Annotated in this window: 9 protein-coding genes; 4 read left to right on the top strand and 5 right to left on the bottom strand. The window is 70.3% G+C overall.

The annotated features are described in order from the left end of the window. Window positions 1-184: 184 nt before the first annotated feature. On the bottom strand, window positions 185-1,153 hold the full coding sequence (locus VG276_25735) for a peptidoglycan DD-metalloendopeptidase family protein (protein ID HEV8652694.1): 969 nt from the start codon (window positions 1,151-1,153) through the stop codon (window positions 185-187). 396 nt (window positions 1,154-1,549) lie between these two features. On the opposite strand from VG276_25735, the gene VG276_25740 reads away from it, so the two are divergent. After that, a complete protein-coding gene (locus tag VG276_25740; protein HEV8652695.1) occupies window positions 1,550-3,403 on the top strand; it encodes a YibE/F family protein in 1,854 nt (617 codons plus the stop codon). Between the two features lie 35 nt (window positions 3,404-3,438). Here VG276_25740 and VG276_25745 read toward each other — a convergent pair whose 3' ends face one another. The 3 genes from VG276_25745 to VG276_25755 form a co-directional block, all read right to left on the bottom strand. After that, entirely contained in the window at window positions 3,439-5,007 is a 1,569-nt protein-coding gene (locus VG276_25745; protein HEV8652696.1) for a hypothetical protein, read from the bottom strand. Between the two features lie 143 nt (window positions 5,008-5,150). Continuing rightward, window positions 5,151-6,527 carry a hypothetical protein gene (locus VG276_25750; GenBank protein HEV8652697.1) on the bottom strand — a complete coding sequence of 459 codons (1,377 nt, stop codon included), beginning with the start codon at window positions 6,525-6,527 and terminating at the stop codon, window positions 5,151-5,153. 556 nt (window positions 6,528-7,083) lie between these two features. Beyond that, complete coding sequence (locus VG276_25755) at window positions 7,084-8,631, bottom strand: hypothetical protein (GenBank protein HEV8652698.1); 1,548 nt, start codon at window positions 8,629-8,631, stop codon at window positions 7,084-7,086. Between the two features lie 203 nt (window positions 8,632-8,834). Between VG276_25755 and VG276_25760 the strand changes: the two genes are divergently transcribed. After that, the gene (locus VG276_25760; protein ID HEV8652699.1) at window positions 8,835-11,378 is read left to right on the top strand and encodes a heavy metal translocating P-type ATPase; all 2,544 of its coding nucleotides are present in this window, start codon (window positions 8,835-8,837) and stop codon (window positions 11,376-11,378) included. A gap of 155 nt (window positions 11,379-11,533) precedes the next feature. Here the strand turns inward: VG276_25760 and VG276_25765 are convergent, their stop codons facing one another. After that, on the bottom strand, window positions 11,534-12,415 hold the full coding sequence (locus VG276_25765; GenBank protein HEV8652700.1) for a hypothetical protein: 882 nt from the start codon (window positions 12,413-12,415) through the stop codon (window positions 11,534-11,536). Window positions 12,416-12,679: 264 nt separating this feature from the next. On the opposite strand from VG276_25765, the gene VG276_25770 reads away from it, so the two are divergent. Both VG276_25770 and VG276_25775 read left to right on the top strand, forming a co-directional pair. Beyond that, on the top strand, window positions 12,680-13,027 hold the full coding sequence (locus VG276_25770; protein HEV8652701.1) for a hypothetical protein: 348 nt from the start codon (window positions 12,680-12,682) through the stop codon (window positions 13,025-13,027). A gap of 81 nt (window positions 13,028-13,108) precedes the next feature. Next, window positions 13,109-13,296, top strand: a 188-nt coding sequence (locus VG276_25775) for a hypothetical protein (GenBank protein HEV8652702.1), incomplete at its 3' end; no start/stop codon positions are given.

Genomic DNA, 13,296 nt, shown 5'->3' on the forward strand with positions numbered 1-13,296 from the left:
CCGGTCTCGGCCAGGCCAGGGGCTCTCCTCTCTAGAGGTCTGCCCGGTCGCAGAAGTCTGCCCGGTCGACGCCGCACCGGGATGGACGTCACCGCGGCCTGGATGCCATGGGAGCCTGGAGCCGACCGGGCAACCCTCGGCGGGTCGCCACCAGGTCGCGTTCAGCGGGTGTGGCGGGGCTGGGTCAGCCGCAGGCGCTCTTGACGAAGGGGTACGGGTTGATCACGGTGCCGCCCGGGTGGACCTCGAAATGGACGTGGGGAGCGGTGTACTGGGCGTTCCCGGTGTCGCCGTTGTAGGCGATCAGCTCGCCCGCCTTCACGCGCTGGCCCGTGCGCGACGCATACCTGGACAGGTGCGCGTAGTAGTACTCGGTGTTGTCGTCGCCCTGGAGATACAAGGAGATGCCTCCCAGCGCGCTGCTGGTCTGCCGGCTGACCACACCGTCGACCACGGCGTGCACCTTGTTGCCCCACGGGTTCATGATGTCGACGCCCTTGTGGCGGCGGCCGCCCGACCTCGGGAAGCCGTAGGTGTCGGTGAACGAGTACGGCGGCGAGACCGGGCAGGACACGAATCTGCCCCCCAGCAGGACGGTCTTGTTGAAGCCGGCCAGCTTGTCAGTGACCTGCTTGGCCTTCTCGAAGCTGGCGGCGAGCTTCGCCGCGGTCGACTTCGCCCGCTTCTGCAGCGCCACCGACCTGGCCAGCGCCGTGTCGACCTCGCGGATGGCGCGGTCGTAGGAGTCGGCGGCGGCGCGCGCGTTGGCCAGCGCGTCGGTCCGGGACTCGAGCATGATGGTCTCGAACTCCACCCGGTCGAGCATGTTGACGTCGCTGGCCAGGAGGCTCGACAGGGGGCTGGCCCCGCCCGACTTGTAGAGCGAGGCGAGCTGCTCGGCGAGCGCCTGGCGGGCGGCGCCGAGCTCCGCGCGGGACCGGCCGAGCCGGCTCCTGGCCGCGCCGAGGCTCTGGGCGGCCAGGTAGCGCTGTGTGTCGATGTTGGCCAGCTCGGCAGTGGCCGCATCGAGCTCCTGCTGCAGGGCGCGCTGGCGGGCCTTGGCGTCACCGAGCTGGTCGGCGCGCACGGGCGACGCGAGCCCGACGAGGCACGCGACGACGAGCCCACCCGCGAGGACATGGCGAACTGACAAGCTCTCTACTCCTCCGTCTGGGGGAAAACGGGTGCAGAGGAAGGGGCTGCGAGCGCCCAGACCAGTTGAGGAGGAGGCCCGGTGCTCGACGCGGAACCCTAGCACGACCGCGGCCGAAGGGAAAAACCGCGCTATTTGGGGACCGGGCGCCAGCCAGGCACCTCCGGCGCCAGGCACCTCCCGCGCCAGGCACCTCCCGCGCCAGGCACCTCCCGCAGCGGCTCCTCCCGCAGCGGCACCCAGCGCAGCGGCACCCACCGTCGGCACCCACCGAGGTCTGCCGAGGCTCCGATCCGGCCAGGAGGATAGGCTGGCGCCCGTCGAGCACCGGACTCAGGGTGGACGCGAGATGGCCGGGACGATCACCGAGTACCTGAGAGGCGAGGGCTGAGCGCCGTGCGACCGGTTCCGGCCGGCCACCGGATCCTGCTCGCCCTGGTCGCGCTCCTGGCGGTCGGGGTCGTCGCCGGCGCCGTGCTGCTCTGGCCCGACGGGCGCTCCCTGGTCGCCAACCGGGATCAGGATCCCACCAGGGTCGTGGGCGCCACCCTGACCAAGGTCACGACGGTCCCCTGCCAGCAGGACGAGCAGGCGCTCAAGAACGCGACCTGCGCCGAGGTCGAGGCGCGGCGGGCCGACAACGGCCGGGTGGTGCGATTCCGCGCCTCCGACCTGACCGGCGACACCTTCCGCACCGGCCAGCGGGTCAGGCTGGCCGTGCTCGAGCAGCCGGGGCAGCCCCCGTTCTACAGCATCCGGGACGTCGAACGGGGCCGCCCCATGGTGCTGCTGGCCGCGCTGTTCGTGGGCGTGGTGGTCGCGTTCGGCCGCTGGCAGGGCATCCGCTCGCTGGTCGGCCTTGCGCTGTCCTTTGCCGTGATCGTGGGCTTCGTGGTGCCGTCGATCCTGGCCGGCCACAGCCCGGTCAGCGTCGGCCTGGTGGGCGCCCTGGCCATCATGATCGTGTCGCTCTACCTCTCCCATGGCGTGGCCCCGAAGACGACCGCCGCGGTCGTCGGCACGGCCCTCGCCCTCGGGCTCACCGCCCTGCTGTCCGCCGCGTTCGTGTCGGCGGCCACGCTCACCGGGCTTGCCAGCGACGAGGCCCGCAACGCCAACTTCGAGCTGGGCGGGATCTCGCTGCGCGGGCTGCTCCTGGCCGGCATCGTCATCGGCGGCCTTGGCGTCCTCGACGACGTCACCACCTCCCAGGCGTCGCTGGTGTCCGAGCTGCACCGGGCCAACCCCGCCGCCCGTACCGCCGAGCTGCTCCGGGGCGCCCTCTCGGTCGGCCGGGACCACGTCGCCGCCACCGTGAACACGCTGTTCCTGGCCTATGCGGGGGCCTCCCTCCCGCTCCTGGTGCTGTTCGTCACCGCGAACGAGCCGCTCGGCTCGGTGGTCACCACCGAGGTGGTGGCGGTTGAGGTGGTGCGGACCCTGTGCGGTTCGGTCGGCCTGATCGCCGCCGTGCCGCTCACCACCGTGCTCGCCGCGATGCTGGTCCGGGAGGAGAGCGCCCCTCTGGCCGCCGCGGCGGGCGGGAGGACCGGCGCGGCCGGCTCGCCCACCGGTCGCCCAGAAGGGCCTTGGGACCGACCGAGCGGTGAGGACGATCCGAGCAGTGAGGACGGACCCGCCCCAGGCGCGCACCAGCCCGACCCCTGGGCCGCGCCGGCCGCCCGACCCGCCCGGGACGCGCACCAGCCTGACCCGTGGGGCGCGCCGGCCGCGGGCCGCTCGGTCTGGACGCTCTCGAGCGGCCTGGGCAGGGGGGAGGTCCGGCTGGCCTGGAGCCTCGCCCTCGAGCAGTTCGGGCCGGCACTGTCGCACGCCACGGTCGGCGTCGTCGGCAGCGGCTGGCTGACCAACCTCGACGAGCTGCCCGAGGCGATCCAGGAGGCCGCCGCCGAGCTGGAGCGGCTCGTCGCGGCCGACCCGCCGTCGGCCTCGTGGTACCGGCGGCGCTCGGGCCCGGACGACACCGTCCGCCTCGACCTGCGCCAGCCTCGCCACCTCGAGCTGATCCGGACGTACGGGCCCTACTCGCTCGACACGGCGGTGTACGCCGAGGGCGACCCCCGCCCGGTGCTCCAGGCCGGCGCCGACGGGACCGGCGGGCTGCCCCGGGTGACGCTCCGTCTGGACCAGCAGGAGGCCGAGCGCCTCCGAGGCGTGCTCGACGACGCCGGCCTCCGCTCCCCGCTGGTGCCGACTCGGGCGCGGGCGCGCGCGGGCCGCCGCCGCTGAGTCGGCCGGCACCGACCTCCCGCCGGGTCGGCTCCCTACCCCGCGCTGGTTGCGATGCGAAGCGCGTCGCCGAGGTTGGAGTTCCCCTCGAGGAAACGGATCGCGTCGACCTCCTTTGCGCGGGGCCCCGTGTAGCGGAGGACGAAGAGCCCGTTGCGGATGTCGACGGCGTAGATCAGGCCGTCCTTGACGATCGGGAAGCTCCACATCACCACCTTGTTCGGCCCGCGCGACAGGGCCGGGTCCTCGTTAGCGACGGCTGGCAGCGGCGCCGGCGAGAACCAGCCGGCCTGCATCGGCAGCCCCGGGTCGGACACGTCGATCGCCTGCAGGCCGCCCGAGTGCCAGGAGTCGACGACGAGGTTTCGCGTCGGCGTGGGGTTGTGCGACGAGTACGACGTGAACTCGTTCTCGCCAGGCGCAGGCGTGTATGCCGTGGTGTTTTGAAGGATCTTGTACTCGCCGAGCAGGCGCGGCTGGCGCGGCTGGGCGACGTTCCAGGTCCGCATCCAGCCCCACGGCCAGCCGAAGGACGACGCCGTGAACGTCCCGTAGACCTCGTCGATCGTGACAGCGAACGGACGGCCGGGGAGCGGCACTGCCGAGTGGCTCTCCGCACAGCCGGCGGGCATATGGCCCGCACAGTGCGGACCGGCCCCCCACGTCGGGAACGGCACTGCCGTCAGCAGGTCGTCGTTCAGCGACTCCACCGTCCCGGCTGGGATCTCGTTCTTGGCGACCTTGCTGGTGTCGAGCACGCCCAACCCCCCGCGCAGGTAGGCCAGGTAGGTCCGCGTCCCGTCGACCGACGGGGTCATCGAGTGGAGCGCGAGGTCGAAGTCGTAGGTCGCCGGGTTCGACGCGCCGGGGAAGAACTGGTTCCAGTTCCCCTTTGCGAGCTCGGTGAAGACGCCCTCGCGCGCCCCGCTGATGTCGGTAATGACCAGGTTCGCGCTCGCGGGGTCGGCCGAGGTCGTCGGCGTCGACAGCCAGAGCAGCGCCCGCGCCGGGTTCTTCGGGTCGAGCCAGAGGTACATCTCGTGCGGCTTCCGCGATGGGACGTAGGTTGCCACGAGCGTGGGGTGCGTCGGGTCGGTCAGGTCGAAGAAGCGGATCCGCCAGGTGTCGGGGCTGGGCGGACAGGCGTGGATCACCGTGCTGCAACGGAAGTACATGGCCATCAGCAGCTTCTGCTGCGGCCATACGCGGAGCTCCCGCGATGTCTGACCCTGGTTGACGCCGGTCGCGAACTCCTCGCCGAACTCCCCGACCACGGTCGGGCTGGCCGGGTCCGCGACGTCGGCGATCAGGATTCCCGGATGCGGGTGCGGGCACGAGTCGATGTTCACCTCCCGCCGCGGATCGCCGATGCCGCACCGGCTCGAGCCGTCGGTGCGGTTCCCGACGTAGACGTAGTGGTCGTAGGCCGCAACCGCGGCGTTCATCCCACGGCCGAAGAGCGGGGTCGCGCCCACGAGCGTGAAGTTGGACGAGGTGGCCGGCGTCCCACCGCCCGGCCCGACGCCCACGTCACCACGGGCCACGGCCGGCGTGGTCAGGCCGAGCACGACGAGGGCCAACCCAGCAAGGAACCTCCGCTTCATCGCTGCCTCCCTTGCGAATGGCGACGCTTGTCGGTGGATGCCTCCCCATGCGGAGTGCAAGCCCGTGGGAGAAGGCATGCGGTCTGGACGAGGCAAAGATCGTGGGGATGGGCGGTTCGCCCATCCCCACTCGCTCGCCCGGCTCAGCCGATCGTGAACTCCTGGGTCTGGGGGTTGAGGTGGCCCAGGACGCGCGCCCCTGCCAGGCGCGGGTCGCTGACCCGGAAGACGTTGAGGCCCTTGGTGATCTCAGACTCGTAGGCGAAGTTGTTGTACCAGTACGACGACCACGCGCCGCCGAGCTGGGTGGGCACCAGCGGCGGCGGGTCCGACCAGGCCACCGCGACCGGGCTGGCCGGGTCGGTGAAGTCGGTCACCCACGTGCCGGCCTGGTAGTTGCCGCTGACCGCCACGTACCGGCCGCTGCGCAGCGGCACGACGTTGTAGTTGTGGATCGTGCAGTTCTCCGCGGCGCTCTGCGGGCGAGGCAGGGTCCACTGGCCGAGCTTGGCACCGGTGGCCGCGTCGTAGAAGAACATGCTCTTGGTGACCGGCGGGTCGCTTGCCTGGCAGAACGGCGCGGCGCCGCCGCCGGGTTCCCAGCCGAGGATGACCACCTTGCCGTCCCAGGTGAACGCGGCCGAGTGCCACCGGCCCACGTGGCCATCCACGCCTGGCTCCTGGATCGTGTACAAGAACACCGGGTCCGCCAGGCTGCCGCCCGGCGTCGCGTTGGCGCCGATGTCGAACACGTTGGTGGTGTCGGCGCTGGCGCAGGCGGCCAGGTTGACGTCGCCGAGGATCACGCCCATGTCGTGGCACCCGGTGCGGACGGTCGGGTCGGTCGGGCCGGCGAGCGGCTCCCGGTGGATGAGGCTGGCGTTCTCCGGGTGGTCCAGCGGCACCGCGACCACGTCGATGAAGTCGCCCAGGGCGTTCTGGCCGGCAAGATCCAGGCCCACACCGCAGCCGGAGCTGCTGGAGTTGTTGCTGTAGACGATCACCCGGTTGTTAGCCAGATCCGGCGCCAGGGTGACGGTGTGGGAGCCGCACGGCAGCTCGACCGCGGCCACGAGCGCGGGGTCGGCGGGGTTGCTGATGTCGAAGACGTGCACGCCCTCCCAGCCCGCGGGCACCGTCTGCCCGTCGCAGTCGCGGGGCGTGGCCCGCTTGGTGTTCCACGACCGGACCAGGAGGTGCTGCCAGACCACGATGTCGCCCTGGTCGCCGTTGCACAGGGTGTGGGACAGCAACACCGGGCTGCCCGGCTCGGTGATGTCGATGATCCGGAACCCGTTGTAGTTGCCGTTGAAGGCCAGGTTCCCCCAGAAGGCGATGTCGGAGTTGACGGTGCGCTGGCCGTCTGGCACCTCGAAGGTGCCGGGCTGGGGGCTGTGGCCCAGCGCATGGATGTTCCGGGTGTGCGGCCGCGTCGCATGGTCTGCCGATGCGGGCAGCGCGGTGCCCACCACCAGGGCCAGGGCCGCGATGAGGACCGTCCAGCGGATAGGAGATCGCACCCCACCCACCTCCTTGTGGGTCGAACGACCGGGAGCGGTCGACGCCGGCCGCAGGGGGAGCACGCGCGCGCCCAGGCCCAGCGGGCACGGCGGCCGAACAGGCCACTCGGGGGGTGGCTGGGCACCGAGCGGTGTCGGGCGGGTCGAGCATCGGCATCTCCCGCGAAAGTCAACCCTCCAAAGGGAGCACTTTTATCCTGACTGTGCCGTTCTGTGCCGTTGGGGTCAAGAGCTGATGCCGTGGCCGACCCGCTTGGCCAGCAAGGCGCGCTTCGCGCTCGTACGGGATGGCACCGCTGGCGGCCTCCTCCGGAACGGCGATGGTGCGCCTGAGCGGCACCGGCTCGACCCGGACGCCAACCGGCAGGTCACCCGGTGCGGCACACCGTGCACGTTCGCCATCCAGCGGTTCCTGCAAGGGCCCGCCCGTCAAGTGGTAGCGGCGGGTAGACATCGCGGCTCATGAACGGGGGCGCCGCACCAGATCCTTCCCGACCTGGGACCGGCCCCCGTTGCCGGGGGCCGGTCTGGCGAGCCGCGGGTCGGCTACCGAGAGCTATCCGTCTATCGTCTGCGGGTTCAGGTGGTCAATCGTGGCGCTCGGCCTTCCGACTCTGGCTCGGAACACCACGAATCCCCTGGCAGAGTTAGGGTTGTGGACCCCGTCCGACGCGTAGACGGGCACCCCGGGCCCGGTCTTGAACGTGGGCCCCTGGTACGGGTATGCGGACCAGTTGTCCGAGCCCGTTGGCCCGAACGGCGCCATGTCGTAGAACGCGATCTCCTTCGGGGCGCGCGGGTTGGTGAAGTCGATCACGTCGACGCCGCCCATGTACCACGCGTTGACCAGGAGGTCCTTGCCCACGCCCATGATGGGCATCCCCATGTGCGCCGAGCAGTAGGCGCCTGGCTCGGGCCGCAGGTCCCCGATCTGGAACTCGCTGAGGAAGGCCCCGGTAGCCATGTCAGAGAAGAACATCCGGCCGGTCTTGTGGGTCCCGGCCGGATGCCAGGCCCTCGCCGCCCAGTCCGTCGTAGGCGGGCACTCGTCTCCCGTGGTGGGCGCGAAGGACTCGTCGACCCAGTTCACCACAGTGCCGTCGTTGTTGAACATGGCGGAGTGGAAGAAGTCGACCGCGCCAGGGATGTTGCCGGTGCCGCCGGAGCTGACCTTGTCGTCGGCGATCAGGATGGGGTGGGCCGTGTCGGGAATCCCGTTCTTGTCGACCCGCCACACCTGGCCCTGCTCGGCGCATGCTCCCGCAGCCAATCTCAGCTTGACGTGGACGGCAATGTCGTGGCAGGCCCGGGCGGCTGGCTCAAGGACGCCCGGGGCGCAAGCCCCCGTGCCGCGCTCGCACCAGTCGATCTGGTTGTCCGGGTCTCCCGGATAGTTGATGGGCGGCTCGGCGATCTCGTGGGCCGCCGCGGGGTTGCTGAGGGGCACCTCGAGGACCTGGATCACCCCGTGGAGCGGGTCCCTGCCAACCCTCGGACCGTTGACCTGTCCGCAGGTCGGGCCTGGCCGCAACGGATACGACGACACGTACACCAGCAACCGGTTGTGGTCCAGGTCCGGCCATGCGGTGATGGTGTGGGCTCCGCAGTCGGTGTAGACGGCCTGTACCTGTTGGATGGTTGCGAAGGGGTTGGCCGGGTTGTCGCTCAGGGTGAAGACCCGGACCCCTTCCCAGCCGTTGGGGTCGTCGTGGGCCGTCCGGGCGGCTCCACACTGCGGGCCCGCCATGGTCCGGTCCACGGCCAGCAGGAGCAGGTCGGGGATCGCGTCGTTGTCTCGGTCCCACAGGATGGGGTCGGCCTGGAGGCCGTCACAGGGGAAGTCGACGAGCTGTTGGGGAGCTGCCGGGTTGGAGATGTCGAAGATCCGGAATCCTCCCACCGGCTGGTCGTTGCGGTAGTAGCCGGCGACGGCGTACTTCCCCCAGAAGGCGAGGTCCGAGTTGATCCTGGAGTTGGGTGAGGTGAAAAGGAGATCCATCTTGTCGTGCCGGTCGGCGTTGTGGGTGGCCCCCGCCGGAAAGGCCCAGCTCACCAGCATGAGCGCCAGCACGCTGGGGACGATCAGGCGCAGAAACCTTCGCATGCGATCACCTCGGTCGGCGATGGATGCTGCGGGCAAAGAGACCTCCGGACGCCCTGTCGGGTCCGGGGGGGAGTCCGGGCTCGGCGCATCACCTCCTCCAGGCTCTGCTGCCGAATCGGGGGACGGAGCCCCTGAGTAGCCTTTATCCAAACCGTGCCCCGCAGCCAGGTCAATCCCAATGTTGTGAAGGAGAGGAGTTGCCGATGGATCGGGCTCCCGAGGGCCACAGCACGGTCGTGCTGGACGTGCACCCCATGCGGTGGGCCAGCGAGAAAGGGGTCGTCGAGGCGGTGCTGGGCCGCCGCCCCGGGGTGGAGAAGGTGGAGGCCAACCCGGTGGCACAGACCGCGACGGTGACCTACGACCCACGGGCCACCACCCTGGAGGAGCTGCGTCGATGGGTGCAGCAGTGCGGCTACCACTGCGCAGGCCAGTCGGTACCCGAGCACCTGTGCGACCCCCTCTTGGAGCCGGGCAGCCCACCCGCCGCGCATACCGGCCACGCCGTGCCGGTCCGCGCTCCCGAGGCCGGACCTTCGCCGGCGGCGCCGTCCGTCGGGCATGCGGGGCACGGCATCGCCCACGGGACGCCCGTCCCATCCGGGGAAACCGAGCTGCGCGTGCCGGACGAGGTGATGGGACATGGCGGGCACGGGACGATGTCGATGGCCGCGATGGTCCGGGACATGCGCAACCGGTTCCTGGTCGCGGCGCTGTTCTCGATCCCGATCGTGCTGTGGTCGCCGATCGGCCGCGACGTCCTCGGCTTCCAGGCCTCGGCGCCGTTCGGACTCCGCGACGACATCTGGTCCCTGCTGCTCAGCCTGCCGGTGATCTTCTACTCCTGCTCGATCTTCTTCACCGGCGCGGTCGCCGCCCTGCGGGCGCGCACCCTGGACATGATGGTCCTGGTCGCCGTCGCGGTCGGTGCCGGCTGGCTGTACTCGGTCTGGGTCACGCTGACCGGCGGCGGGGAGGTGTTCTACGAGGCAGCCAGCGTGCTGGCTACGTTCGTGCTGCTCGGGCACTGGTTTGAGATGCGCGCCCGTGGGGGCGCCAACGACGCGATTCACGCGCTGCTTGATCTCGCCCCACCCAAGGCGGTGGTCATCCGCAACGGGCAGCCGGTCGAGGTCCCCACCGCGGACATCGTGGAGGGGGATCTGCTGCTGGTCCGCCCCGGGGCCAAGATCCCCGTCGACGGGGTGGTCGAGGAGGGCGCGAGCGAGGTCGACGAGTCGGTGGTGACCGGCGAGAGCCTGCCGGTCCACAAGGAGCCCGGCGCCCAGGTCATCGGCGGGTCGATCAATACCAATGGCATGCTGCGGGTGCGGGCGACCAAGGTGGGTGCTGACACCGCGCTGGCCCAGATCGTCAAGCTGGTGCAGGAGGCGCAGAACTCCAAGGCGCCCGGGCAGCGCCTGGCCGACCGAGCCGCGTTCTGGCTGGTCCTTGTTGCCTTGGTCGGCGGCGGCCTGACCCTGGCCGCATGGCTGCTGGCAGGCCGGCCGTTCAGCGAAGCGATCTTATTCGCGATCACGGTAGTGGTGATCACCTGCCCGGACGCGCTCGGCCTGGCCACCCCAACCGCGATCATGGTCGGCACCGGGCTGGGCGCCAAGCGAGGGATCCTGTTCAAGAACGCCATGGCGCTGGAGACCGCCGCCGGCATCCAGGTCGTGGTGATAGACAAGACCGGCACTCTGACCAAGGGCGAACCGACGGTCACCGATCTGATCGCCGACCAGCTCGCCGAGACGGAGTTGCTGCGACTGGCCGCGGCCGTAGAGCGGGAGTCCGAGCACCCGCTCGCTGCGGCAATCGTGCGCCGCGCCGAGGCCGCCGGCGTCCCTGCAACGCCCGCCAACGACTTCGAGAACGTCCCCGGGCACGGCGCGATTGCCACCGTGGACCGTCACCGGGTCGCGGTCGGCAACCTACGGCTGCTGGAGCGGGAGGGTATCGAGATTGGCGCGCTGGCCGCGCGCCGGGAGGAGCTGGCCGCCGGGGGACGCACAGTGGTGCTGGTGGCGGTGGACGGCCGGGCAGCCGGGCTGCTGGCCGTCGCTGATGCTGCCCGCGAGACCTCGGCGGGGGCCGTCGCCGCCTTGCACCAGGCCGGGGTCGAGGTGGTGATGCTGACCGGTGACAACCGGGCGACCGCCGAGCGGATCGCCGCCGAGCTGGGCATCGATCAGGTGATCGCCGAGGTGCTGCCCGGCGACAAGGCCGCCAGGGTCAGCGAACTCCAGCGTACCGGCAGGAAGGTGGCGATGGTCGGCGACGGGGTCAACGACGCGCCCGCGCTCGCCCAGGCCGACCTCGGGATCGCCATCGGGGCGGGCACCGACGTGGCCATCGAGACCGCCGACGTGGTGCTGATGCGCTCCGACCCGTTCGATGTACCCACCGCGCTCGTGATCGGCCGGGGGACGCTGCGCAAGATGCGCCAGAACCTGGGCTGGGCGGTCGGCTACAACGCCATCGCCCTGCCAATTGCGGCCGGCGTGTTCGAGCCGGCATTCGGGCTGGTCCTGCGCCCGGAGATCGCTGCCTTGTCGATGTCGGGGTCGAGCGTCATCGTCGCGGTCAACGCCCTGGCCCTCAGGCGCCTCTGGCTTCCCGAGCCCCAAACCACCGTCGGAGGGCCGACACGACCAGCCGGTAGGCGCGAGCTGCCGCCGCCCGTCGCCGAACCACACGCTCCCCACGAGATCGATTCGAAGCCGGTGCAGACCGACACCTGACGGGATTTGTGCGTACTGGGCCAGTTCACTCAGCCTGCGGGTCGACGGGGCTGAGCGCGCATGTAGCCGGCGCGCAAAGCCATTGAAAGCCATTGACAGCCACGGGCCCACGCCCAAGTCCCTCGTCCGCAGTAGCGTAGTCGGTCGCGGCGGGGCTAGGGCACCGGGAAGGTGAACGGGGCCGTGTGGATGCGCCCCTCGCGCTGGAACTGCAGGAACAGGCGGTAGCGCCCTGAGCCAGGAAACGTGACCTGGAACCCGACCTGGTTACCCGAGCCGGCGCTGCTCGAAGACCCGTGCCCATGCCCGGGACTGCCCGTCTGGTCCTGCGGGTGCACGTGAGAATAGGCCAGGTCCCCAGCGCGTAGCGCAACCAGGTGTCCCTTGGCCCCCAGGTAGGGTTCGAGGTCCATCACCGGCCTGCCGTTGCGTTCGACCTGGAACCCCAGCAGGGCCACCCATACGCCACCTTCGACCCTCGCCTGGGCCTCCAACGTCACGGTGTACCCGTCGACGTTGGCCATCCCGGCGGGCGACGCGAGCCTGCTCGGGGTATACCGGCCCGCGGCCACCAAGTCGACACTCAGGGTGTACGCATCCTGCGGAGTCGCGAAGTCCGCGAAGGCGCGGTACTGCCCAGGCTTCGGCAGCGTCAGCGGGACAGTCCAGACCCCTCCAGCCCTCAGGCTGGGATGGACGTGCTGGTAACCGGTCAGGTCGCGGCGGACCACGATGAGATGGAGGAGCTTTTCGTGGGTCCGTTCGAACTGCGTCACGGGACGGCCGGCGGCATCGACGATCTGGAAGGTCAGGGTCTGCATCCGGTCAGGGATGAACCGCGTGGTGCGAGTTTGGATGAGGTAGTCGTCCGATGCCGACGGCTGGTCGGCGATGCCTTCATCGGCAGGTGGGCTCTGGCGGGCGGCCTGGCCTTGACCCGACAGCATGACCGACGGTGGCGCGGTGTCCCTTCTAGCCGGAGCCGCCCGATCATAGGGGTGTGGGACCAGCATCGCGGCGGTCAGCGCCGCCAGCACCGTTCCGAGCAGGACGGCTCGTCCAACGTTGCTCATAGGCCCTCCTAGCACCGGCAGGCACCGTCCACCTCAGTGGCATTTCTGTAGCGACGACCCCTAACGAGTGGCCAACGACAAGGGGTAGTAGAGCCCACGACGCGACCCCATCGGCGATCTCCATGAGTACCGACGAACTGCATCAACCATGGCGAAGCCTACGAACAGTGCAGCGTCATCGTCGCGGTCAAGGTCGTCATCTCGAAGCGACTTCGGCGTAGCCAGATCGTGGCGGCGGCGGAGACGCCGGCCAGCATGATCGCCCGGCTCCGGGCCGAGGCCGTCAAGATCCAGACCACCATCGACCGGATGAACGACCAGATCCAGGGGCTTGTGGAGGACTACACCACCAACGAGGACGCGCTCAAGGCCACCCTGGCCGACGAGCGGCGGACCAGGCGGCGGCTCGAGGCGGCCGAGGCGCAGCTGGAGGAGGCCCAGCGCACGCTCGACGACCGGGTCCGCTCGATCTACATCACCGGGACGGTCACCGGCCTGGGCCAGTTCCTCGGCGTCCACGACGTCCACGAAGCGCTCACCGCGGCCCGTCGGGAGCACGATGAGGCGAGAAGATGAACGAACCTTCACGTGATTGTAGAGAGAACGCTCACTATCATCGGCGCAAGTTCGTGAACCCACCCACGCTGGGAGGTTCCCATGACCGCCATCGCGCCACCCGCCACCGAGCCCAGCACCAGAACCCAACCAGCGTTCCTGCTCGGACTGGTCGCAGTCCTCGTCCTGGTCGCCGTGGCACTCCTGCCGGACATCACCGCCGCTGGCCGAGCCACCGACGTCCCAACCCACTACATGGGCCTGCTCATGGCCAACCAGCCCTGGAACCT

It is taken from the genome of Actinomycetes bacterium (assembly GCA_036000965.1).
Classification (GTDB): domain Bacteria; phylum Actinomycetota; class CALGFH01; order CALGFH01; family CALGFH01; genus DASYUT01.